Source organism: Phenylobacterium sp. (genome assembly GCF_016793285.1).
In the GTDB taxonomy this organism is placed as follows: Bacteria; Pseudomonadota; Alphaproteobacteria; order Caulobacterales; family Caulobacteraceae; genus Phenylobacterium.
This window is the reverse complement of the sequence record NZ_JAEUMO010000119.1, coordinates 24,001-46,482: the sequence shown is the minus strand read 5'-3', so window position 1 is coordinate 46,482 and position 22,482 is coordinate 24,001. Positions and strand designations below refer to the sequence as shown.

The following is a 22,482-nucleotide window of genomic DNA, read 5'->3' as shown; positions in this document are numbered from 1 at the left end:
ATCACGTCGACCTCGACCTTCAGGGTCTGGGCGCCGGAGGCGAGAATGACGCCGTCGATGGGGGCGACGTCGGCGTAGTCGCGGCCCACGGCCAGGACCAGGTGGTCGTTGCCGGCCAGGATGGCGTTGGTGGGATCGACGCCGACCCAGCCCAGCGCGTCGCCGCACCAGACCGAGACCCAGGCGTGGGTGGCGTCGGCGCCTTCCAGACGCGGCTGCCCGGGCGGCGGGATGGTGCGCAGGTAGCCCGAGACGTAGGCCGCCGGAAGGCCGAGGCCGCGCAGGCCGCAGATCATGATCTGGGCGAAGTCCTGGCAGACGCCGTGGCGGGCGGCGAAGGCCTGGACGACGGGCGTCGAGACCTCGGTCGCGCCGGGGTCGTAGCGGAATTCGCCGTGGATGCGCCGGTTCAGCTCGTCGATCGCCGCGACGATGGGACGGTGGCGCGGGAAGCTCGTCCGCGCGTACTCGGTGATCTCGGGGACGATCGGCGTCCGCTGCGTCGGGAAGAGATAGGCGGCGGGACTGTCCGGGCTGAGGTCGGAGGCCGCGAGCGCGGCGCCGCGGATCTGCTCCCACGGAGGGCTCTGCTGCGGATCGCCCGACGGCGGTACGTGGACGTCGATCCGCGAGTTCGCCTCGATCACCAGGGCCTTGTGCGGCTTGTCGACGGTGACGGTGAGGATACGCGCCCCGAAGGGTCCGATGCGGTCGAGTTCGGCCGACGGCGTGGGCGTGACGGTCACCTCGCTCTCCAGCACCGTCTGGGTCGGCGACGAGCGCGGCGTCAGCCGCAGCACGCAGCGGGCGAAGCTGACGTCGTCGTCGTAGCTGTAAGTCGTGCGGTGGCGCAGCTTGTAGTTCATGCCAGCCCGACCAGCTTGACCGTCGGCACGGCGTTGGCGCCCTGCAGGAAGAACCGGTCGGCGATGGCGTTGGCGAGGCTGAACAGCGTCTCCTCGTAGCGCGTCACATTGTCGGCGAAGAGCGCCGAGGCGTCTTCGGTCTCCAGTTCGGCGGCCAGCGGCAGCAGGATGCGCGACGGGGCCTCGGCGATGCCGTCCTCCTGCAGGGTCGGCAGGACGGCGATGTGTTCCTTCAGCGCCTGGACCTGGAACGCCACCGAGCGGGTGTTGAACGGGTCGAGCATGACGAGGTCGCGCACCGGGTTCAGCGCGAGGCCGATGATGTAGCGGGCGCGGTAGGTGATCTGGCTGTCGTTGAGGTCGAGCAGCAGGTCGAGGTCGTCGATCGAGGCCTCGTCGTGGGCCAGGGTGCGGACGAACTGGCAGGTGTTGGCGCCGCGCTCGATGCGCCGGCCCATGTCGAGGAAGCGCCAGCCGGCGACCCGGTTCATGTTCTCCTGGGCGAGGCCCGAGAGGCCGGCGAGGTGGCGCAGCGCGTTCTCGACCTGCTCAAGGGCCTCGGCCTCGTTGTGGATGGAGCCCGCGCCGCCCGCCAGGTCGGCCTCGAGGTCGACGAGCAGGCCCCAGAAGTCGGCGCTGAGGCGTTCGCGCATGCCGGACGCGGTGCGCTTGGCCGAGCGGACGAGGTTGATCACCGAACCCCAGGCCGAAGCGTCCTGCAGGCTGTTCTTCGCCGCGTCGGCCGCCAGGCCGCCGTCGCCCTTCAGCGCGCCCCAGTCGACCAGGATCTCGCGCAGCGCCTCGAAGGTCTGCCCCCGGCCGTGCAGCGAGGATTCCGAGTCCATCACGCTGGAGCAGAGGGCGCGGACCATCCGCGCCGTGGCCTCGGTGCGCTCCAGGTAGCGGCCCAGCCAGAACAGGTTGTCGGCGGCGCGGCTGGGCAGGTGGCCCAGGATGCGGCGCACCTTCACGTCCTCGCCGGCCTGGATCAGCGTCATGCGTTCGACGGGCTTGTCGTCGACGATCCAGACGTCGGTGGTGCGTGCGCCTTCGCCCATGAAGACGGCGCGGACGTCGGCGCCGTCGGACGTGCGGCAGAAGCCGCCCGGCATCACGCGCAGCCCTTCCGGCGTGGCGGCGCAGAACACCCGCAGCACGAACGGCGTCGGCTCCAGCCGCCCGTTCCGCAGCACCGGCATGGTCGAGAGCTGCGCCACCTCCTGGCCGACGAAGTCGCCGGGCCGGTCGGCCAGGCGCGCCCGCAGTTCGCTCTTCCGCTCGGGCGAAAGGTCGCTGAACAGGCGCGGGCCGGTGAGCGGCCCCGCGGGGCCCGGGAACGCCGGAGCGATCGCCATGTGCTCGAGTTCGGCTTCGACCAGCGCCTGCTCGCGCGGCTGGCCGCACCACCAGGTGGCGATGTTGGGCAGCTTCAGGTCCTGGCCCAGCAGCCGGCGGCAGAGCGGGGCCGAGAAGCCCATCAGGGCCCGCGACTCGACGACGCCTGCGCCGGGCATGTTGAGCACCGTCACCCCGCCCGAGCGGATGGCCTCCAGCATCCCGGGCACGCCCAGGTGCGAAGTGGCGTTCAGCTCCAGCGGATCGAGGAAGTCGCTGTCGACGCGGCGCAGGATGACGTCGGCGCGCTTCAGGCCGGCGATGGTGCGCACCCAGACCTTGCCGTCGCGGGCCACGAGGTCGTCGCCCTCGACCAGCAGGAAGCCGAGATAGCGGGCGAGGTGGGCCTGTTCGAAGTAGGTCTGGCTGAACGGGCCGGGGCTCAGGAGGCAGATGCGCGGCTCGTCGCGCTCTGCGCTGGCGGCGAGGCCGCGGCGCAGGGCGTCGAAGAAGGGCGCCAGCCGGTGGACGTTCAGGCTGGTGTAGAGGTTCGGATAGGCCCGGCTGACGACGAGGCGGTTCTCCAGCGCATAGCCCGCGCCGGACGGGGCCTGGGCCTTGTCCTCCAGGACCCACCAGCGGCCGTCGGGACCACGGCCCAGGTCGGCGGCGTAGATCTGCAGGTAGCGGCCGGCGGGCGGCTTCACGCCGCGCATCGCGCGCAGGAAGTCGGGGCTGCCGGTCACGGCGGCGGCGGGCAGGGCGCCCTCGCTTACCAGCCGGCCCTCGCCGTAGACGTCGCGCAGGATCGCTTCCATCAGCTCGGCGCGCTGGATCACGCCCGCGGAGATCTCGTCCCACTCGCCCTGGCTGAGGATCAACGGCAGCGGGTCGAGCGGCCAACTGCGCTCGGCCTCCTCGCCGTAGATGCGGTACGAGGCGCCGGAGTCGCGGATATGGCGCGCGGCCATGTCGAAGCGGTCGTCGGACGCCGCACCGGCGATCTCGCGCAGGAAACCCATCCAGTGCTCGGCGGGCCGGCCGCCCAGGCCCATCAGCTCGTCGGGCACGCCGGGCAGGGTGCGATAGCCGTCGAGCCAGCTCCTGAGCTGGTCGGCGCCGCGCCGCGTCCCTGCCGTGGAGTTGTCGTCCGCCACCGATTCGCGCCCCGGCTCCCCATCCCCGCGGCGACCGTACCATAGGTTCCGGGAAGTCATCCCGCCTTGGCGTCGGGCGCGACGCCTGCTCAATTGCGCGTCGGCAAGCGGGTTGCGGGGTGGACGATGGCGCGGCTGTTCCTGTCCGTCGACATGGTGGGCTCGACCGAGTTCAAGGCGCGCTTCACCGGCCAGGGCGCCGAGGCGTGGCTGGGCATCTTCAAGGCCTTCTTCACGAGCTTCCCGCTGATGGTCGCGGGCCAGATCGGCCACGCCTTCCTGGAGGACGACGCGACGCCGGCCATCTCGGTCTGGAAGGTGATGGGCGACGAGGTGGTGTTCGTCTGCGAGCCGGGCGGGGCCGAGGAGCTGACGACGATCCTGACGTCCGTCCTGAAGACCATGGCGCTCTACGAGGAGCGGCACTTCCAGCAGTTGCCGCTCAGGCTCAAGGGCACGGCCTGGCTGGCGGAATTCGACGACCAGAACATCGAGATCGAGATCCCGGAACTGTCGAGCGGCTCGGGCGAGCATGTCGACTTCATCGGGCCCGACATCGACCTGGGCTTCCGGATCGCCAAGTTCGCGCGGCCGGGCGTGATGGTGGTCTCGCTCGACGTGCTGGAGGCGGTGCTGGGCGCGGAGAACGCCGCGACGGCCGCTTTCTACCTGATGGGCCGCGAGGCGCTGAAGGGGGTCATGTTCGGCCGCTCCTACCCCATCGTCTGGATGCTCGAGGCCGGCGGCGCGATGCGGTTCCTGCCCTGGGAGGTCGAGCAGGATCCGGTGCTGGCGAAGGCCACGGCCTCCGAGCCGGCCGGCGCCGGCGAGCTTGCCGCGACCATCGAGGACATGCGCTTGTATCTGAAGAAAGTGCACGGCCGCGAACGGCCGCCGGTGAGGCTGGGATGAACCGACACAAGATCCGACTGGCGGCGACGGACGACAAGGCGGCCGTCCTCGACACCCTGATGCTCGCCTTCGCCGGCGACCCGTGCCTGCGTTTCGTGCTCGACACGCCGGACAAGCTCCTGCGCGGGTTCCACCGGTTCGCGGGCGGCATGGGCGGCGCGGCGGTGGACCTGGGCTCCGCCTGGCTTGCCGAGGATGGCGCGGCGGCGGCGTTGTGGCTGCCCCCCGGAGTCGGCCCGGACCGAGACTCCATGCTCGGGGTGGTCGGCGAGATGGCGCGCGAGGAGAAGCTGCCCACCCTGGGCGAGGTGGGCGACGCCATGGAGCAGTACCACCCGGCCGAGCCGCATTGGTATCTGGCGATGATCGGCGTCGACCCTGCGCAACAGGGCCGTGGCTGGGGCTCGGCGGTGCTGAAGGAGTCGCTCCGGCGCATCGACGAAGCGGGCGCCACCGCCTACCTGGAGAGTTCGAACCCCAGGAACGTGCCGCTCTACGAACGCTTCGGCTTCGAGGTGATGGGTTTCGTCCAGCCGGGCGACTTCCCGGGCCTCCATCCGATGATCCGCCGGCCGCGCTAGCCCCTTCGGCGCTCGGGTCGGGTCCGGGGCCGGCAAGCCGAATGGCCTACGCGCCTTCGTACCGCACCACCAGGATGGCCACGTCGTCGGCCTGCGGCGCCTCGCCCACGAAGACGCGGACGTCTTCGGCCAGGCCCTCGGCGATACCGCGGGCGCTGGAGTCCGGGCGGGCGGTGGAGAGCGCGGCCTCGATGCGGGCGATGGTGTAGAGGTCCTCGGCGGCGTTGGTGGCCTCCGAGACGCCGTCGGTGAAGAGGATCAGCGCGTCGCCGGCGCCGAGCTGGCAGCTCGCGGTTTCGAACTCCGCCTCCTCGACCACGCCCAGCGCCAGGCCCCTGGCCTTCGGCAGCCGGGTGATCGCGCCGCCGGCGCGGCGCAGGAAGGGCGGCTCGTGGCCCCCATCGGCGTAGTCGACGCGGCCGGTGCGCAGGTCGAGGACGCCGGCGAAGGCGGTCACGAACATCTGGGCGGCGTTGTCGCGGGACAGCTCCACGTTCACGCGGGTCATCACGTCGCCGATGGTCGCCGCGCTCAGCGCCGTGGCTTTGAACAGCGTGGTGGTCATGGCCATGAAGAGCGCCGCCGGCACGCCCTTGCCCGAGACGTCGCCCACCACGAAGAACAGGCGGTGCTCGTCGACCAGCACGTAGTCGTAGAGGTCGCCGCCCACCTGTTTGGCCGATTCCAGCAGGGCGTAGATGTCGATGTCGCGCCGGGCCGGGAACGGCGGGAAGCGGCGGGGCAGCATGCCCACCTGGATGTCGCGCGCCGCCGAGAGTTCGCCCTCGACCCGCTCGCGCGCCGCGGTCGCCTGCTCCATCTCGACCAGGTAGCGCTGGAGCCGCGAGATCATGGCGGTCATGGCCTCGGCCAGGCTACCGACCTCGTCCGAGCGGGTCGTGCCGATCCGCTGCATGGCCGCGGCTTCGCTCTCGTCGGGCTGGAAGTTCCGCTGCCCCATGTTGCGGGTGAAGAGGGTGAGCCGCGCCAGCGGCTGGACGATGCGGTCGACCAGGAGCCAGCCCAGCGCCATGGAAAGCGCGAACATGCCCGCCCCGATCAGGATCGAGGTCTCCAGCGCCTTCGTGGTCTGTTCGCGCACGAAGGCCAGGTCGATGTCGGCGCCGACCACGTAGGTCCGGTCGTCGACGCCGCGGACCGGCAGGTAGATCGAACGGAAGCGGCCGAAGCTGTCGCGGTACTCGTCGAAGCGGACCTTGCCGTCGGCGAAGCTGGCGTAGAGCGGCTTGGGGGCGGTGTCGTAGAGGGTGAAGAACTTCACCTGCTTACGGTTCTGGATCTCGTCGCGCGTGGCGCTGGTCGACACGGTCCGAATCTGATCGCCGAACTTCATGTAGGTGTAGACGTAGGCGAGGTCGGCCCCCTCGGCGAAGCGCGAGAGCCGGTATTGCAGCCGGTCGTATTCCTGCCAGGGGATCGAGTCGGGACCGGTGATGCGGGCGTGATAGCCGTCGTCGGCCATCTCCTTCACGGCCAGGACCGCGGTGCGCAGTCGCCCGTCGATGCCGTCGAGGATGGCGGCCCTGTCGATGTTGAAGAGCACGGCCGAGTAGACCGACGCGGCCACCAGGTTGAGCACGAACAGCAGCAGCAGGAGCTGCGCCTTCAGTCCGAAGCGCAGGCGCCGGCGCTCGACCTCTGCGCTCTCGTCGACCATTCCGATCAGCCGCCCGCCCTCTCCCCCTGGGGGATAGGAAGCTAGTCTATAAGGAAGCGTTGCTCCCGCGCCAGTTGAGGCGATTCGCGGCCAGGGGGATCAGACCAGGGGGATGGACAACGCGTGGCCGAGGTGCTGAACCGCCTCTTCCGGGTCGAGCGCGGGGAGTGGGGCAAGCTCCTCCGGTTCGGCCTGTTCGGGCTGATGCTGCAGACCGGGCTGGGTATCGGCTTCGCGGCCGGCGACGCGGCGTTCCTGACGCATGTTGGGCCGGCGAAGCTGCCGGTGATCTTCCTGCTCACGCCGGTCGTGATGGTCGTCTACACCGCGCTCTTCTCGTTCCTCCAGGTGCGCTTCCCGTTCGACCGGGTGGTGGACGTGACGCTGGTCCTGCTGGCGGCGGGCGGACTCGCCTTCGCCTGGCTGCTGGAGACGGGGCCGCGCGAGCAGGTCGCGATCTACTACGCGCTGAAACTGTACCTCGCGATGTGGTACATTGGACTCTACACTCTGTTCTGGAACTTCACGGACGCGTTCTTCGACATCCAGGACGCCAAGCGGCTGTTCCCGCTGTTCGCCGCCTTCTGCGCCCTGGGCGTCACCCTCGGATCGCTGATCGTCTCCGGGCTGGCGGGCGTCGTATCGCTGCCGGGGTTCCTGGCGGCCTGGGCGGCGATCGCGGGCCTGACGGCGCCGGTGGCGATCATGCTGCGCCGTCGGTTCGTCCGGATCGCCGACAGCGACGCCGACCTCGACGCCGAGAGCCGCAGCGTGGCCCAGCAACTGCTCCTGGTCTTGCGGACGTTCCGGGGCTCGCCCTACGCCCTGATGCTGACGGCGACGCTGTTCGTGACGCTGCTGCTCACCAACCTCATCGAGTTCCAGTATTCGTCGGTGCTGCAGAAGGGGCGGAGCGAAGCCGAACTCGCCAGCCTGTTCGGCGGGCTCTATGCGGCGACCAGCGTCTTCAACCTGATCGTCTGCCTCTTCGTCTTCAACCGGCTGGTGGGGCGGGCGGGGGTGAGGAACGTCGCGCTGATCCTGCCGGCGACCTACTTCGCGGTCTTCGCCTACTTCTTCCTGGCGGGGGGCGAGGTCGCGGCGCTGGCGGCCTTCTTCGCCTATCACGGCGTGCTGACCTCGATCGAATACAACAACCAGAACCTGCTGTTCAACGCGACGCCGTCGGCAGCGAAGCGGCCGTTCCGCACGATGGTCGAGGGGCTGGCCGAGCCGCTGGCCAGCCTGGTCGCGGGCGGCTTCCTGCTGCTGGCCGCCAAGGCGCTCGACGCGCGCGAACTCGCGGGCGTGGGCGTGCTGCTCGGTGCGGCGCTGATCGGCGTCGTGGTGGCGTTGCGCCACGTCTATCCGGCCGCCATGGAGGCCAACATGCGCCGCGGCTGGCTCCACTTCGGCGACCCGGCGGCGCGCACGCCGCGGTTCGACGAGGCCGCCGTGGCCCTGCTGGAGGCCAAGACCCGCGAGCCGGACTCGGGCGCGGCGGCCGCGGCGCGGGGCCTGTTGCAGAGCCGCACCCTCACCTCGCAGGCGCCGGCGCAGATCGACTCCGAAATCTCGGCCGCGACCGACATGTTCGCCGTGAAGCTCGGCGATCCCTCGCCGTCGGTCCGCCGCTACGCGGTGAGTTCGCTCGCCAGCGTCGCGGGCCGCGGCGACATCCACCTGGTGGCGCCGCTGGTCGCCCACCTGCCGCGGATGGACCGGGCCAGCCGCGAGACGATCCTGAAGCTGCTGGCCGCGATCGGCGACGTCGAGGCGATCCCGCAGATCCTGCCGGCGGCGGCGGAGCTCAGCCCGCGGGAAATCAGGATCACCGAGGACCTGCTGGCCGGATTGGGTGAGGCGGCGATCCCGCGGCTGGCGCAGGCGCTGGGTTCCGACGAACTGCCCTATCGGGCGCGGGCCCTGGCGGCGCGGGCGCTCTCGGCGCTCAGCCAGGCGCAGTTCCTGTCGCAGCTCGACCGGCTGGTGCGCGAGGAACTGGCGGCGACGGCGCGCAGGCTGGAGTCCGCCCAGGCGCTCGAGGCCGGCGCCGGGACCGACGCCGCCGCGCGGCTCCTCGCCCGGGCCTGCCGCGAGCGCATCGGATCGTCGGTCGACCTCGTGCTGGAGCTGCTGGCGCTGGGCGGTCAGCTTCCCGACTTCGACCTCCTGATCGTTTCGCTGCACTCGGCCAACCCGAAGGTGCGCGGCAATGCCATCGAGGCCATCGCGAGCGGCGTCGACCACGCGACCTGGCGGCGGCTGGAGCCGCTGGTGGCGCGGCGGGATCCGGGGCAGGCCCCGGCGATCGACCTGTTGCAGGTCTGCGACGAGGCCGTGGCGAGCGGCCGGACCTTCGAGGCCGCCGCAGCGGCGCAGGCCATGACCCGCCTGCTGCCGCCCGAAGCGCTGGCCGCGCGGCTTCGTCCGGCGCTCGGCCCGGACATGGCGCCGGCTCTGCGCCGCAGCATCTCGATTCTCCTGGGCCTGGCGCCGGCGGGGCCGACACTGGTCGACCTGGTCGGCGCGCTGACGGCGCAGCCGGACTTCGAGCCCGCCACGCTTGGCGCGCTGGCCGCGCTCGCCGGGCGTGCGACGCCCGCGGCGCAGGGCCGGCGGCCGACCGAGCTAGCGGTGGCCGGCGGGTCGTGGTGGCTCTCGCGGGCCGATATCGACGAGGTCGCTTCGCGCTACCCGGACCTGGCGCTCGCGATGCTGAAGGCGCGCGACGGACGCAGCTATGCGGCCTGACGGAACCCCGATCCAGGCGCTGCTCTGGCGCACCCTCACCCCGGCCATCGTGATCGTGGCGGTGGCGCTGGGCGCGCTGGTCTACGTGCGACTGTACGACACCATCCTCGACGGCTTCTCGCGCAGGCTAGCGACGGTGAGCGCGCTCACGGGCGTCCTGATCGACCCGGTCGATCACGACGCCCTGCTGGCGATGGCGAGGCCCGACGCCGACGCGGCGGCCATCGAGGCCGGCGAGGGCTATCGGCGCAACGTCGAGCCGATGCGGCGCATCCGGCGCGAGCTGGGGCTGACTTACCTCTACACGCAGGCCATCGGCGGGCCGCGGGACGTGCTCTACGTGCTGGACGCGACCGAGGGCGAGGAGCACTCGACCATCGGTTCGCCCGACGACCTACCCGACGACACCCTGGCCGGCCTGAAGGCCACGCAGACGACCGGGGCGATCTATGCCTCGCCGATCCAGTACCAGGAGCAGTGGGGCCTCCTGAAGACCGCCGCCGCGCCGGTGCGCGGGGCCGAGGGGCGGATCACCGCGACGGCGGGCGCCGACGTGAACATCTCGGTGATCCAGGTGGCGACCCAGAACGCGGTCCTGGCGAGCGCGATGATCGGCCTCGCGTCCTTGCTGGCGAGCGCGCTGGTGATCCTGGCGATCCTGCGCCGGGTGGCGCAGCCGATCGAGGGGCTGAAGGCCGATGCGCTGCGCATCGCCACCGGCGACCGCGCCCCGCCGGTGGAACGCCGAGCGCCGCGCGAGGTGGTGCGGCTGCGCGCGGCGCTGGCCGGGCTCGCCGATGAGCTGGTGGCCGCGATGCGGGCCGCCCGCGCGCGCACCCTGGCCGAGGATCGGGCGCGCGGCGTCGAGGCGATCCGCCAGGCGCTCGGCGCAGCGGAGGGCGGCGACGGCGTCGAAGCCCTGTTGCAGGCCCGCGCGCGGGCGGTGCTGGCGCGGCGGATCGCCGGGCGGCCTGAACTGGCGGCCGACACCGAAATGCTGGCGGGCCCGCGATGATCGGCGCCGGGGTCGTCCGCACGCTGTTCGCGCTCCGGGCGCTGGAGCCGTTCTCGCGTCTGGACGACGCCGAACTGCTGCTGATCGCGGACCACGCGCGGCTGCGCAGCTACCCCGCAGGCGGGGTGATCCTGCCGGCCGGACAGGTGGCCGACGTGCTGGTGGCGCGGCTCTCGGGCGGCGCGCGAACCGGCGCCGGCGCCGCCCCGCCGGTGTTCGACGCCGCGGGCCTGCTCTTCGGCCTCGCCGCCGCCCGGGACTACGTCGCCGGACCGGAGGGCCTGGAGGCGCTCGTGATCGCCAAGCCGCACGTCTTCACGATCGCGCGCGAGTGCCCGGAGTTCGTCCTCGGCCTGCGCGACATGGCCGGGAAGGCCGGCGCATGACCGTGCGGCGCACCTTCCTCCTGCTGGTCGTGCCGCTGTTCCTCGCACTCGCGGCGGTCAACGGCGCGCTGCTCTACGTCTGGGAGAAGACCGAGGCGCGACGCGGGCTGGAGGGACAGGCGATCGCCGCCGCGGTCACGACGGCGGCCTTCGCCGCCGGCTCCGACGACCTCGCCGTGACGCTGGCCGATCCGCGCCGGGCCGCCGCCCTCGCCGAAGCGGCCGCCAGCATCGAAGGGCTGGAGGGCCTGTACGTCGTGGACCCGGAAGGGACCGAGACGGCCATCGCCGGGCGTGCGCCGCACGTGTCGAAGCGCCGGATCGGCATGCCGACCGCGGCGACCGTGCTGCCGGTGCGGACCGCCCTCGACGGCCGCCGCATCGCGACCGCCGTCGCCCCGGCCGAACGGGGCCGCTACGTGATCGCCGAGATCGACGCCGAGCCGCTCTACGCCCGGCTCGCGAAGCTGCGGCGCATCATCGCCGGCGTCGTGGCGGGCGCGGGCGCCGTGGGCCTGGCGCTGGCTCTGTCGGTCGCCGGGCGGATCGACCGCGAGCTTGCGGTCAACAGCGCGTTGATCGCGTCGGACGACGCGGCGGCGGAGGCCGCGGCGCTGTCGATCCGCGAGACGCGGGACCTCGCCAACGCCGTGCGGCTGATGCGGACCAGCGTCTCGGGGCGGCTGTCGCGCAGCGCGCGCGAACTGGCGCTGAACGACCGTCGACGGACGGAGGCGGTGGCGGTGGCGGCCTATCGCGCCGAGGCCCTGCCGCCGGTCGTGGCGACGGCGGCGGGCGTGAGGGTAGCGGTCCGCGCGCTGGGGGCGGCGCCGGCGGGGGCGTTCGCGGCGCTGTGCGTCGTGGAGGACCGCGCGGCGCTGGCGCTGGGCGAAGCCGCGGGCGACGGGGCGGCGGAGGCGCTGGCGATGGCGCTGGCGGCGCGGGGCTTCTTCGAGCGGGCGCTGCTGGACGGCGATCCGGCGGCGCGGGCGGAGCAGGGCCGCGCGGCGTTCGGGCTCGACCGCGTCGCCTGGACGGCCTGGACCGCGGGGAGCCCGCCGCCGCAGACCCTGGGCCTGCTGGACGGCGACAACGACGCCCGCGCGGCGGCCTATGCCCGGCAGACGCCGGGCCTCGCGCCCGAAGCGGTGCTGGACGACCTGGCCGCGCTTCTGGAGGCGACGGGGATGGTCGCGGTGCTCAGGCCCTCACGCGAGGGCGGCCAGAGCTGAGTCGAGGTCGGGCTCGATGGCGAAGATCGTGCTGAACCCCGAGATGTCGAACACTTCGCGCACCGACTCCGAGAGGCCCGTCAGCACCAGCCGGTGTCCCTGGGCCTTCGCCGCCTTGGCCCCGATCAGCAGCACGCGCAGGCCCGCGGAGGAGACATAGGGCACCTCGGCGAGGGTGAGCACGACCTTGGCGTGGGTCTGCACACGGCCCGGCAGCACGGCCTCGAGCACGCCCGCCGAGCCCGAATCGAGGCGGCCGGACGGCGCCATCACCAGCGTGCCGCCGCGGGTTTCTTCACCGATGTGCATCAACGCTCTCCAGCCGTCGCGCGATTATCGGGGAGATTGAGCTAATTTTCCACGCGGCTAAGCTCGGAAATCGGTCATCAGGGGCCCGGCATGCTTCCGGACATCTCCCGCACGCTCGGCGGCCGCGAGGCCCTCCCGGCGCTGCTGGACGACATCGAGTCCGGCCTGTCGGCGCGCGGCGTGCCGGCGGCGGCGATCGCGGCGGTGAGCGTGGCGCTCGACGAGGTGGTGACCAACGCCTTCGGCCACGGCGGCGCGACGACGGTCGAAGTGGCCGCGCGGGTGGCCGACGGAAGCGTGACCGTCGAAGTCGGCGACGACGGACCGGCCTTCGATCCGACCTGCGCGCCCGAGCCCGATACCGGCGCGGAACTCGAGCATCGCCACGTCGGCGGGCTCGGCATCCACATGGTCATGAAGCTGATGGACGGCGTGGCCTATGAGCGGCGGCCAGGCCGCAACCACCTGCGGCTTTCGAAGGCCGTAGGACTTTAGTCGTGTTTCCGGCCCTAGGCTGACCCTTCATCCTGGGCGGAGGCGACGGTGCGGAGCGAAGCGGTGGCGCGGTCGCCGGCGGAGACCTTGCGGATTTGCCGGCCCGACGACGCGCGGGGCCTGGGCGTCGAGACGATCGTCGCGCGCAGCCGGGGCGAGGTGCTGCACGTCTTCACCGGCGAGATCGGTCCCGAGATCAGCCAGCACAGCCTGCAGGTCGACGAGACCAACCACATCGCCGACACCGAGTTCATCGGCTATCTCAGCCACGCGTGCGCCCCGAACTGCCGGCTCGACATGCGCGCATTCCAACTGGTGGCGCTGAAGGACATGCCGGCGGGCGAACTGCTGACCATCGACTACGCGGCCACCGAGGACCGGCTGTTCAGGCAATTCGCCTGCCACTGCGGCGCGCCGCAGTGCCGCCGCTGGGTCACCGGCCGCGCGGAGCCTCCGAACGTCGAGGGGCAAGCCCACCTCAAGGGCCTGTCGTGAGCGCGCCGCGCGCTGCGGCGGCGCCGCCGTGGTGGGTGCGGGACGACCTCGGCTACGTGGACGGCCGGCTGCACCTGGCGGGCTGCGATGTGGCGGGCGCCTACGACGAGGCGGGCGGGCCGCTCTTCCTCTACAGCGCCGCGCGGGTGGCGGCGAACCTGGCGCGGCTGAAGGCGGCGCTGGCGCAGACGGGCCGGACGGGGCGGGTCTACTACGCGATGAAGTGCAACCGCTTCGAGCCGCTGCTGGCGCGCCTGCGCGGGCAGTGCGGCCTCGACATCTGCTCGCCGAACGAGATGGACAGGGCGCTGGGCAGCGGGTTCGCGGCGAGGGACATCAGCTTCACCGGCACCGGCGTCTCGGACCGCGATCTCGACCGGCTGCTCGCCCAGCCGGACCTGCACATCAACTGCGACACCGTCGGCATGATCCGCCGCATCGGCGAGCGCGCGCCGGGCCGCGCCATCGGCGTGCGCGTGAACCCCGCCCGCGGGGTCGGCTACAGCGAGCGGCTGATCTACGCGGGCGCGGACGTCACCAAGTTCGGCATCTACCGCGAGCAGTGGGGCGCGGCGCTGGAGGCGGCGCGGGCGCATGGGCTGACGATCCGGACGCTGCACTTCCACGTCGGCTGCGGCTGGCTCGACCCCCAGCTCGCGAGCTGGGAGGCCGCCATCGCCGAGGGTCTGTCGTTCCTGGACGACCTGCCCGACGCGACGACGGTGAACATCGGCGGCGGCCTGGGCCTGCCGCAGACGGCGACCGACGCGCCGCTGGACCTGGGGCGCTGGGCGGCGGTGCTGAAGCGGCGGCTGGCCGGCCGCGACGTGACGCTGGCGGTCGAGCCGGGCGACTACATCGTCAAGGACGCCGGCCTCCTGGTGCTGGAGGCGACCGACGTGGAGGTGAAGCGCGACGTGGAGTTCGTGCAGGTGAACGGCGGCTTCAACCTGCATCCGGAGCCGGCGCACTACGACCGCCCCTGCGAGCCGATCGCCTGCGTCCCGTCGACGTTCGACGAACGCGCCTGGCGGCCGGTGACCGTGTCGGGCAACATCAACGAGGCGCTGGACGTCTGGGCCCGCAGTCACCGCATGCCGCCGATGGCCGGCGGCGACCGCATCGCCTTCCTGAACACCGGCGGCTACGGCGCCTCGATGAGTTCCAACCACTGCATGCGCGGCGACCTGACCGAACGGCTGCTCGGCTAGAGCCTTCGACGGTCCTTCGGCTTCCCGACCAGGGTCCAGTGGACCGACGCCGCGGCGGCGCTTACCGTCCGCGAATGGCCGAGCCGGATCTGCAGAGCATCCTCGCCGAGGTGGCGCGCGAGGTGGAGCCGCACCGCGGCGAGGGCGCTGTCGCCGACTACATCCCGCCGCTGGCGCGCGTCGATCCGCGCCGTTTCGGCATGGCGATCGTCACCTGCGACGGGCAGGCGGCCGAGGTGGGCGACGCCTGGATGCCGTTCTCGATCCAGAGCATCTCCAAGGTCTTCACGCTCACCATGGCGCTCGAGAAGCACGGCGATGCGCTGTGGCGCCGCGTGGGCCGCGAGCCGTCGGGGTCGCGGTTCAACTCCATCGTCCAGCTCGAAGCCGAGAAGGGCGTGCCGCGCAATCCCTTCATCAACGCCGGCGCCATCGTGGTGACCGACGCGGTGCTGTCGCAGCGCCAGCCGGATGTCGCCATCGCCGAGATCCGCGATTTCTTCCGCAGGCTCGCCGACAACGACACCATCGACGTCGACCGCGAGGTCGCCGAGCAGGAGGCGGCCACCGGGTTCCGCAACTTCAGCCTCGCCAACTTCATGAAGGGGTTCGGCAACATCCACGCCTCGGTGGAGAATTCGCTCGCCACCTACTTCAGCCAGTGCGCCATCCGGATCACCTGCCGCCAGCTCGCGCGGGCGGGGTTGTTCCTGGCCAATGCCGGCGTCGACCCGATCACCGGCGAGCGCATCGCCTCGGCCGAGCACGTGCGGCGCATCAACGCCATCATGCTGACCTGCGGCCACTACGACGCCTCGGGCGAGTTCGCCTTCCAGGTCGGGCTGCCCGGCAAGAGCGGCGTCGGCGGGGGCATCCTGACCATCGTGCCGGGCAAGGCGGCCATCGCCGTCTGGTCGCCGGGCCTGAACGAGGTGGGCAACTCCCAGGTGGGGACGCTGGCGCTGGAGAAGCTGGTCCGGCGCACGGACTGGAACGTCTTCGACTAGACATTCGGCTCAGTGGGGGCTCCCGGCCAGAAAAGGGCGGTTCAGGCATGGCGGGGCCCGACGCACGCCGTTACCCTGCACGGCGATGAGCGGACGTCTCTCGGGCAAGCGCGCCTTCGTCACCGCCGCCGGCGCCGGCATCGGCCGCGCCACGGCGCTCGCCTTCGCCCGGGAGGGCGCGCACGTGGTCGCCAGCGACATCGACGAGGCCGCGCTCGCGACACTGGACGGCGTGACGGCCGAGCGGCTGGACGTCACCGATCCCGACGCGGTGATCGCGGCCGCGGCGAGGTGGCCCGACCGGGAAATCCTGTTCAATGCAGCCGGCTGGGTGCCGAACGGCTCGGTGCTGGAGACGTCCGACGCCGACTGGGCCCGCGCCCTGGACCTCAACGTCACCTCGATGGTGCGGACGATCCGGGCGTTCCTGCCGGGGATGCTGGCGCGCGGAGCAGGCTCGATCGTCAACGTCTCGTCCGTGGCGTCGTCGATCAAGGCGGCCCCCAACCGCTTCGCCTACTCGGCCACCAAGGCGGCGGTGATCGGGATCACCAAGGCCGTCTCCGCGGATTTCGTCACGCAGGGCATCCGCTGCAACGCCATCTGTCCGGGCACGGTCGATACCCCGTCGCTGACCGAGCGGCTGAAGGCCACGGGCGACGAGGCGGCGGCGCGGATCGCCTTCATCGCCCGCCAGCCGATGGGCCGGCTGGGAACCGCCGACGAGATCGCCCATCTCGCCGTCTACCTCGCCAGCGACGAAGCGGCCTTCACGACGGGGCAGGCGCATGTGATCGATGGCGGGTGGGCCGCCTGATGGGGAGTCGGGGATGAAACTGATCCGGTTCGGCGAGCCGGGGCGCGAGAAGCCCGGCGCGATCGACGACTGGGGCGTCTGGCGCGACCTCTCCAGCGAGATCGAGGACTGGGCGGGACCTGCGCTGGCCGCGGCCACCGTGGCGCGGGTGCGCGACCTCAACGTCGCCCAGTTCCCCAGCGTCGATCCGGCGACACGACTGGGTCCGTGCGTGGGCGGCGTCGGCAAGATCGTCTGCATCGGCCTGAACTATGCGGAGCACGCCGCCGAGACCGGCGGCAAGGCGCCGGCCGAGCCGGTGGTCTTCCTGAAGGCCAGCGCGCCCACCGGCGCGAACGACGACGTGCCGCTGCCGCGCGGCTCGGTGAAGATGGACTGGGAGGTCGAGCTGGGCGTGGTGATCGGCAAGCGCGCGGCCTATGTCGACGAGGCCGACGCGCTGGACCACGTGGCCGGCTACTGCGTCGCCAACGACCTCTCCGAGCGGCAGTGGCAGCTCGAGGGCACGGGGACCTGGGACAAGGGCAAGGGCTGCGACGGCTTCGGGCCGATCGGCCCCTGGCTGGTGACGCGGGACAAGGTGCCGGACCCGCACGCGCTCGGCATCTGGTGCGACGTCAATGGCGAGCGGGTGCAGGACTCGTCCACCGCCAAGATGATCCACAAGGTCCCGTTCCTGATCAGCTACGTGAGCCGGTTCATGAGTTTCTCGCCGGGTGACGTGATCATGACTGGCACGCCGGCCGGCGTGGGCCTGGGCATGAAGCCGCCGCGGTTCCTGAAGGCCGGCGACACGGTGACCCTGGGCATCGACGGCCTGGGCGAACAGCGCCAGCGGATCGTGGACTCCGTCTGACGCCTCGCGCACTGTCCGCGCCAAGAAGAAGAGAGAACCTGGGGGGAAGTGACGATGGCGGACGCCGCAGTCGAGCCGCCGCGCGCGAAGGGACCGGGCGTCTACGCCTGGTACGCGCTCGGCGTGATGGTCGTCGTCTACATGCTGAACTTCGTCGACCGGCAGATCCTGTCGATCCTGGCGGAGGACATCAAAGGCGACCTCGGCCTCACCGACGCCCAACTGGGCTTCCTGTACGGGACGGCGTTCGCGATCTTCTACACCCTGTTCGGCATCCCGCTCGGGCGGCTGGCGGACATCTGGTATCGCGGCCGGCTCATGGCGATCGGGCTCGCCGTCTGGTCGTCGATGACCGCGCTCTCGGGCTTTTCCACCACCTACGCCCAACTGGCGGTGGCCCGCGTGGGCGTCGGCGTGGGCGAGGCCAGCGCCTCGCCGGCGGCCTTCTCGATGCTGGCCGACTACTTCCCGAAGGAGCGGCGCGCGCTGGCCGCGGCGATCTATTCGGCGGGGCTCTACGTGGGCTCGGGCCTGTCGCTGCCGCTGGGCGGGGCCATCACGGACGCCTGGAACGCCGCATTCCCGAACGGCAGCGGCCCGTTCGCGCTGGCCGGCTGGCAGGCGACGTTCCTGGCCGTGGGCCTGCCGGGCCTCGTCGTCGCCGCCTGGGTCTGGACGCTGCGCGAGCCGCCGCGCACCGGGCCGCGCGGTGAGCCGATGCCGGTCGCCAAGCCCGGCGCCTGGGGCATCTTCCTGCGCGAGTTCGCCGCCATCCTGCCGCCGTTCACACTGATCAGCGTCGCGCGCCACAAGGGGCTGAAGCAGAACCTGATCGCCGCCGCGGTCATCGCCGCCGCCGCGACGGGGCTGATCCTGCTCACCGGCGACTACGCCCAGTGGATCGCCTACGCGATGGGCTGCTACGCGGTCTTCTCCTGGGTGCAGTCGCTGAAGGCCACCGACCGGCCGACCCACGAGCTGATCTGGGGGACGCCGCAGGTGCTGCTCTGCATCGTGGGCATGGGCGGCCTCGCCACCGTCACCTACGGGTTCGGCTTCTGGGCCGCGCCCTACGCGATCCGGACGTTCGGGGTCACGCCGCACGAGGCCGGGCTGGCGCTGGGCATCCCGAGCGCCATCGCCTCGGCGGTCGGCGTCATCGCCGGCGGGCGGATCTCCGACGCCTGGAAGTCCCGCGACCCGCGCGGCCGGCTCTTCGTCTGCATGCTGTCGTCGGTCACGACCTTCCCGCTGATCGTCCTGATGTTCACGCGGCCCGACTTCGGCAGCTACGCGTGGGTGAACCCGATCGTCGCCATGACCAGCTCGGCCTGGGTGGGCTCGACGGTCGCCGCCTACCAGGACTTCGTGCTGCCGCGGATGAACGGCACGGTCTCGGCGACCTACGTCCTGGGCTCGACCATGGTGGGCCTCGCGATCGGTCCCTACGCCTCGGGCAAGGTGGCCACGGTGACGGGCTCGCTGCAGATGGGCGTGTTCAGCCTGCTGCTGATGCCGCCGGTGTCGCTCTTCTGCCTGTGGCTGGTCAGCCGGAAGATGGCGGGGCTGGAGGCCAGCAAGGTCGACCGCGCCATCGCCGTCGGCGAGCCGGCGTACTGAGGTCCCGTCGGGGGAGGCCGCGGAGCGGCGCCCTCCGATTCGATGAACCGCGTATCCAAAATGACGGAGCCCCCGCTTCCGCGGAGGCTCGGGAGCTTCAGCGGCCCGTGAAGACCGGCTCGCGCTTCTCCACGAAGGCCCTGGCGGCTTCCTTGTGGTCGGCGGTCTGGCCGCAGTGGACGTGGTGGGTGGCCTCCAGGTCCAGGCAGTCGTCCCAGTCGCCGGCCATGGCGCGGTTCAGGTTCTCCTTCATGTAGCGGTAGGCGATGGTCGGGCCGTTCGCCAGCCGCAGCGCGATCTCGCGGGTCTTCGCGGCCAGTTCGTCGAACTCGCAGACCCAGTTGGTGAGCCCGAGCCGCAGGGCCTCCTGCGCGTCGATCCGGTCGGAGAGGTAGTACATCTCGCGCGCCTTGGCCGAGCCCACGAGCTGGGTCAGGAAGTAGGTGCCGCCGTAGTCGCCCGAGAAGCCGACCTTGGCGAAGGCGGTGGTCATGATGGCGCTCGAGGCCATGATCCTGAGGTCGCAGGCGAGCGCCAGGCCCAGGCCCGCGCCGGCCGCTGCGCCCGGCAGGGCGGCCAGCGTCGGCTTGGGCATCTTGAAGAGCTTGCCGGCGGTGGCCCGCTGGTTGACCCGCTGACGGTGGATGGCCGCGTCGATGCCGAGACCGGGACCGCCGCCGTCGTTGCGGCTGTTCATCCCCTTCACGTCGCCGCCGGCGCAGAAGCCTTTCCCGGCCCCGGTCAGCACCACGACCTTCACGTCGGGATTGAACTCGGCGTCGGCCAGGGTGCGCGCCAGCGCCTGGTTCATGTCGTCGCTCATGGCGTTGCGCGCATCGGGACGGTTCAGCGTGATGGTCAGGACGCCGCTGTCGAGATCAGCGATGAGGTCGTTGGTGCCGGTGTCGATCGCGGCCATGGTCGGGCTCCCTTCGTTGTTGGCGCGACCCTACGCCGTTGCCGCGCGCGGAAGGAAGTCCGCTTGACCGACGCGGGGTCGCCCCCTGTAGTCGCCGGCAAAGGAACGGGAGGACGCCATGCGTATTCGCCAGATCGCCCTGGTGGGCGAGGACCTCGACAGGGCCAAGGCCGAGATCGTCGACGTCCTGGGCCTCGGCAAGGACTATCCGGATCCCGGCGTCGGCCACTTCGGGCTGCACAATGCGGTCTGGCCGGTGGGGGACACCTTCCTGGAAGTCGTGGCGCCGGTTCAGGCGGGAACGACCGCGGGGCGGCTGCTGGAGAAGCGCGGCGGCGACGGCGGCTACATGGTCATCATGCAGGTCGACGACATGGCCGCAGCGCGCCGTCACGTGGCCGACATCGGCGTGCGCATCGTCCACGAAACCGACCGCGACGACGGCAAGGTCGCCTGCAGCCACCTGCACCCGCGCGACGTGGGCGGCGCGATCCTGTCGCTGGACGCGATGACGCCGAAGGAGCGCTGGGAGTGGGGCGGTCCCGACTGGCAGACGAACGTGAGGACCGACATCTCGCTGGAGATCGTCGGCGCCGAGTTGCAGGGCGACGACCCCGAGGCCATGGCCACCCGCTGGGGCGAGGTGATGCAGCGGCCCGTGAGCTACCGCGACGGGCGGTGGATCGTGGGCGTCGACGGCGGCGAGATCCGCTTCGTGCCGGTGAGCGACGGGCGCGGCGAGGGCCTGCGCGCCTTCGACGTGAAGGTCCGCGATCCCGACGCGGTGAGGGCGCGGGCCAAGGCTCGCGGCGCTGTGGACGCCGACGGGACGGTGAAACTCTGCGGGACGCGTGTGGAGCTCGTGAAAGCGTAGGGCCGCGCCGGAGCCCCTCATGAGCGATGGCCCCACCTCGGACTGGAGCCCGGATGGCGTCCGCCAGATCGTGGCGGCGCACGCCGGCCTGGAGGGGCCGTTGCTGCCGATCCTGCACGCGATACAGGCGCAGTTCGGCTGCGTGCCGCCGGCCGCCGTCCCGGTGGTGGCCGAGGCGCTGAACCTGACGCGGGCCGAGGTCCACGGGGTGGTGAGCTTCTACCACGACTTCCGCGACGCGCCGGCGGGGCGGCGGGTGGTGCGGCTCTGCCGGGCCGAGGCGTGCCAGTCGATGGGCGGCGAGGCGGCGGCGGCCGACCTGCTGGCGCGGCTCGCGCTCGAATGGGGCGGGACCACGCCGGACGGCGCCGTGACGGTGGAGCCGGTCTACTGCCTCGGCCTGTGTGCGGTGGCGCCGGCGGCGCTGGTGGACGGCGAGCCGGTCGGGCGGCTGGACGCGCGCCGCCTGGCGGACGCGGTGGACGCGCGGTGACGCGCGTCTACGTACCCAGGGATTCGGCGGCCCTGGCCGTCGGCGCCGAAGCCGTGGCCCACGCCTTCGTGGCGGCGGGTTGCGAAGTCGTGCGCACGGGCTCGCGCGGCCTCTTCTGGCTGGAGCCGCTGGTGGAGGTCGAGACGCCGGAGGGCCGCCGCGCCTTCGGGCCCGCGACGCCCGGCGACGTGGCCGCGATCCTGGCCGGGGGCAGCCCGCTGGCGCTCGGCGACATGGCCGCTCACCCGTGGCTGGCGGCGCAGAACCGGCTGACGTTCGCCCGCTGCGGCGTCGTCGATCCGCTCGTGGCGCCGGCGTTCGACGCCCTGGCGCGGGCCCGCGAGATGGGGCCGGACGCCCTGATCGCGGCGGTGACCGCCTCCGGCCTGCGCGGCCGCGGCGGCGCCGGCTTCCCGGTCGGCGTGAAGTGGCGGACGGTCCGCGAGGCGGCGGGCGAGCACAAGTACGTCGTCTGCAACGCCGACGAGGGCGACTCGGGCACTTTCGCCGACCGCATGCTGATGGAGGGAGATCCGTTCGCGCTGATCGAGGGCCTGGCGATCGCCGCTTTCGCGGTCGGCGCGGGCAAGGGTTTCGTCTACTCCCGCTCGGAGTATCCGCACGCCAACGCGACGTTCGCAGCGGCCATAGAGACGGCGCGGACAAAGGGTCTGCTGGGATCGTTCGACATTGAACTAAGGGTCGGCGCCGGGGCCTACGTCTGCGGCGAGGAGACGGCGCTGCTGGAGAGCCTCGAGGGCCGGCGCGGCCAGGTGCGGGCCAAGCCGCCGCTCCCGGCGCACCGCGGGCTGTTCGGGCGTCCGACCGCGGTCAACAACGTGCTGTCCCTGGCGACCGTCCCGTGGATCGTCCTGAACGGCGGCGAGGCCTATGCGGCGCTCGGCACGGGCCGTTCACGCGGGACCATGCCGATCCAGCTCGCGGGCAACGTGGCGCGGCCGGGGCTCTACGAGGCGCCGTTCGGGCTCACCCTGCGCGAGATCGTCGAAGACATCGGCGGCGGCGCGGCCACCGGCCGGCCCGTCCGCGCGGTGCAGTGCGGCGGCCCGCTGGGCGCTTACTTCCCGCCGGCCCTCTTCGACACGCCCTACGACTACGAGGCCTTCGCGGCGAGGGACGGGCTGATCGGCCACGGCGGCATCGTGGTGTTCGACGACACCGTCGACATGGCGGCCCAGGCTCGCTTCGCCCTGGAGTTCTGCGCCATCGAGAGCTGCGGCAAGTGTACGCCCTGCCGTATCGGCTCGACGCGCGGGGTGGAGACGCTCGACAGGGTCCGCGCGGGCGTCGACGTCGCCGGCGGCCTCGCCCTGGTCGAGGACCTCTGCGAGACACTGAAATTTGGTTCGCTCTGCGCGCTCGGCGGGTTCACACCCTATCCGGTGATGAGCGCCATCCGGCATTTCCCGGAGGACTTCGCATTCCGCCCCGACGGCGGAGGAACGTAGC

General features: G+C 71.9%; 21 protein-coding genes. 16 read left to right on the top strand and 5 right to left on the bottom strand.

From position 1 onward, the window contains the following. A partial coding sequence (locus JNL41_RS11850; RefSeq protein WP_293475172.1) for a transglutaminase family protein occupies positions 1-866 on the bottom strand: 866 nt, incomplete at its 3' end. Further along, positions 863-3,358, bottom strand: a complete 2,496-nt coding sequence (locus JNL41_RS11845) for a circularly permuted type 2 ATP-grasp protein (protein ID WP_293475170.1) — start codon at positions 3,356-3,358, stop codon at positions 863-865. The genes JNL41_RS11845 and JNL41_RS11850, both read right to left, overlap by 4 nt. Positions 3,359-3,484: 126 nt before the next feature. Between JNL41_RS11845 and JNL41_RS11840 the strand changes: the two genes are divergently transcribed. After that, positions 3,485-4,270 carry a hypothetical protein gene (locus JNL41_RS11840; protein ID WP_293475168.1) on the top strand — a complete coding sequence of 262 codons (786 nt, stop codon included), beginning with the start codon at positions 3,485-3,487 and terminating at the stop codon, positions 4,268-4,270. Further along, the gene (locus JNL41_RS11835) at positions 4,267-4,851 is read left to right on the top strand and encodes an N-acetyltransferase (RefSeq protein ID WP_293475166.1); all 585 of its coding nucleotides are present in this window, start codon (positions 4,267-4,269) and stop codon (positions 4,849-4,851) included. Before JNL41_RS11840 ends, JNL41_RS11835 begins: the two co-directional genes overlap by 4 nt. 46 nt (positions 4,852-4,897) lie before the next feature. Here JNL41_RS11835 and JNL41_RS11830 read toward each other — a convergent pair whose 3' ends face one another. After that, on the bottom strand, positions 4,898-6,529 hold the full coding sequence (locus JNL41_RS11830) for a SpoIIE family protein phosphatase (RefSeq protein WP_293475164.1): 1,632 nt from the start codon (positions 6,527-6,529) through the stop codon (positions 4,898-4,900). A gap of 123 nt (positions 6,530-6,652) precedes the next feature. On the opposite strand from JNL41_RS11830, the gene JNL41_RS11825 reads away from it, so the two are divergent. The 4 genes from JNL41_RS11825 to JNL41_RS11810 are packed head-to-tail and all read left to right on the top strand — an operon-like array spanning position 6,653 to position 11,916. After that, the gene (locus tag JNL41_RS11825) at positions 6,653-9,283 is read left to right on the top strand and encodes a hypothetical protein (protein WP_293475163.1); all 2,631 of its coding nucleotides are present in this window, start codon (positions 6,653-6,655) and stop codon (positions 9,281-9,283) included. Further along, the gene (locus JNL41_RS11820) at positions 9,273-10,298 is read left to right on the top strand and encodes a hypothetical protein (protein WP_293475161.1); all 1,026 of its coding nucleotides are present in this window, start codon (positions 9,273-9,275) and stop codon (positions 10,296-10,298) included. Before JNL41_RS11825 ends, JNL41_RS11820 begins: the two co-directional genes overlap by 11 nt. After that, positions 10,295-10,684, top strand: a complete 390-nt coding sequence (locus JNL41_RS11815) for a hypothetical protein (protein WP_293475159.1) — start codon at positions 10,295-10,297, stop codon at positions 10,682-10,684. Before JNL41_RS11820 ends, JNL41_RS11815 begins: the two co-directional genes overlap by 4 nt. Beyond that, on the top strand, positions 10,681-11,916 hold the full coding sequence (locus tag JNL41_RS11810; protein WP_293475157.1) for a hypothetical protein: 1,236 nt from the start codon (positions 10,681-10,683) through the stop codon (positions 11,914-11,916). The genes JNL41_RS11815 and JNL41_RS11810 overlap by 4 nt, the downstream gene beginning before the upstream one ends. On the opposite strand, the gene JNL41_RS11805 is transcribed toward JNL41_RS11810, so the two are convergent. Beyond that, on the bottom strand, positions 11,893-12,225 hold the full coding sequence (locus JNL41_RS11805; RefSeq protein ID WP_293475155.1) for an STAS domain-containing protein: 333 nt from the start codon (positions 12,223-12,225) through the stop codon (positions 11,893-11,895). The two genes, JNL41_RS11810 and JNL41_RS11805, sit on opposite strands and share 24 nt — an antisense overlap. 90 nt (positions 12,226-12,315) lie before the next feature. On the opposite strand from JNL41_RS11805, the gene JNL41_RS11800 reads away from it, so the two are divergent. From JNL41_RS11800 to JNL41_RS11770, 7 genes are all read left to right on the top strand, one after another. Continuing rightward, the gene (locus JNL41_RS11800) at positions 12,316-12,720 is read left to right on the top strand and encodes an ATP-binding protein (protein ID WP_293475153.1); all 405 of its coding nucleotides are present in this window, start codon (positions 12,316-12,318) and stop codon (positions 12,718-12,720) included. A 48-nt stretch (positions 12,721-12,768) separates the two neighbouring features. Then, entirely contained in the window at positions 12,769-13,215 is a 447-nt protein-coding gene (locus JNL41_RS11795) for an SET domain-containing protein-lysine N-methyltransferase (protein WP_293475151.1), read from the top strand. After that, positions 13,212-14,426, top strand: coding sequence for a diaminopimelate decarboxylase (locus JNL41_RS11790; protein WP_293475149.1), 1,215 nt, complete (start codon positions 13,212-13,214; stop codon positions 14,424-14,426). Before JNL41_RS11795 ends, JNL41_RS11790 begins: the two co-directional genes overlap by 4 nt. Before the next feature lie 74 nt (positions 14,427-14,500). Then, positions 14,501-15,433, top strand: a complete 933-nt coding sequence (locus tag JNL41_RS11785; RefSeq protein ID WP_293475147.1) for a glutaminase — start codon at positions 14,501-14,503, stop codon at positions 15,431-15,433. Between the two features lie 85 nt (positions 15,434-15,518). Continuing rightward, positions 15,519-16,250 carry an SDR family oxidoreductase gene (locus JNL41_RS11780; RefSeq protein WP_293475145.1) on the top strand — a complete coding sequence of 244 codons (732 nt, stop codon included), beginning with the start codon at positions 15,519-15,521 and terminating at the stop codon, positions 16,248-16,250. A 13-nt stretch (positions 16,251-16,263) separates the two neighbouring features. Further along, positions 16,264-17,106: a fumarylacetoacetate hydrolase family protein gene (locus JNL41_RS11775; RefSeq protein ID WP_293475143.1), complete on the top strand. Its 843-nt coding sequence runs from the start codon at positions 16,264-16,266 to the stop codon at positions 17,104-17,106. A gap of 54 nt (positions 17,107-17,160) precedes the next feature. After that, positions 17,161-18,726: an MFS transporter gene (locus JNL41_RS11770; RefSeq protein WP_293475142.1), complete on the top strand. Its 1,566-nt coding sequence runs from the start codon at positions 17,161-17,163 to the stop codon at positions 18,724-18,726. Positions 18,727-18,823: 97 nt separating this feature from the next. Here JNL41_RS11770 and JNL41_RS11765 read toward each other — a convergent pair whose 3' ends face one another. Beyond that, positions 18,824-19,645 carry an enoyl-CoA hydratase gene (locus tag JNL41_RS11765; RefSeq protein WP_293475140.1) on the bottom strand — a complete coding sequence of 274 codons (822 nt, stop codon included), beginning with the start codon at positions 19,643-19,645 and terminating at the stop codon, positions 18,824-18,826. Between the two features lie 118 nt (positions 19,646-19,763). On the opposite strand from JNL41_RS11765, the gene JNL41_RS11760 reads away from it, so the two are divergent. The 3 genes from JNL41_RS11760 to JNL41_RS11750 are packed head-to-tail and all read left to right on the top strand — an operon-like array spanning position 19,764 to position 22,481. Beyond that, a complete protein-coding gene (locus JNL41_RS11760; RefSeq protein WP_293475139.1) occupies positions 19,764-20,519 on the top strand; it encodes a VOC family protein in 756 nt (251 codons plus the stop codon). 19 nt (positions 20,520-20,538) lie between these two features. Then, on the top strand, positions 20,539-21,012 hold the full coding sequence (locus tag JNL41_RS11755) for a formate dehydrogenase subunit gamma (RefSeq protein ID WP_293475137.1): 474 nt from the start codon (positions 20,539-20,541) through the stop codon (positions 21,010-21,012). Beyond that, complete coding sequence (locus tag JNL41_RS11750; RefSeq protein ID WP_293475135.1) at positions 21,009-22,481, top strand: formate dehydrogenase beta subunit; 1,473 nt, start codon at positions 21,009-21,011, stop codon at positions 22,479-22,481. Before JNL41_RS11755 ends, JNL41_RS11750 begins: the two co-directional genes overlap by 4 nt. Position 22,482 lies beyond the last annotated feature (1 nt).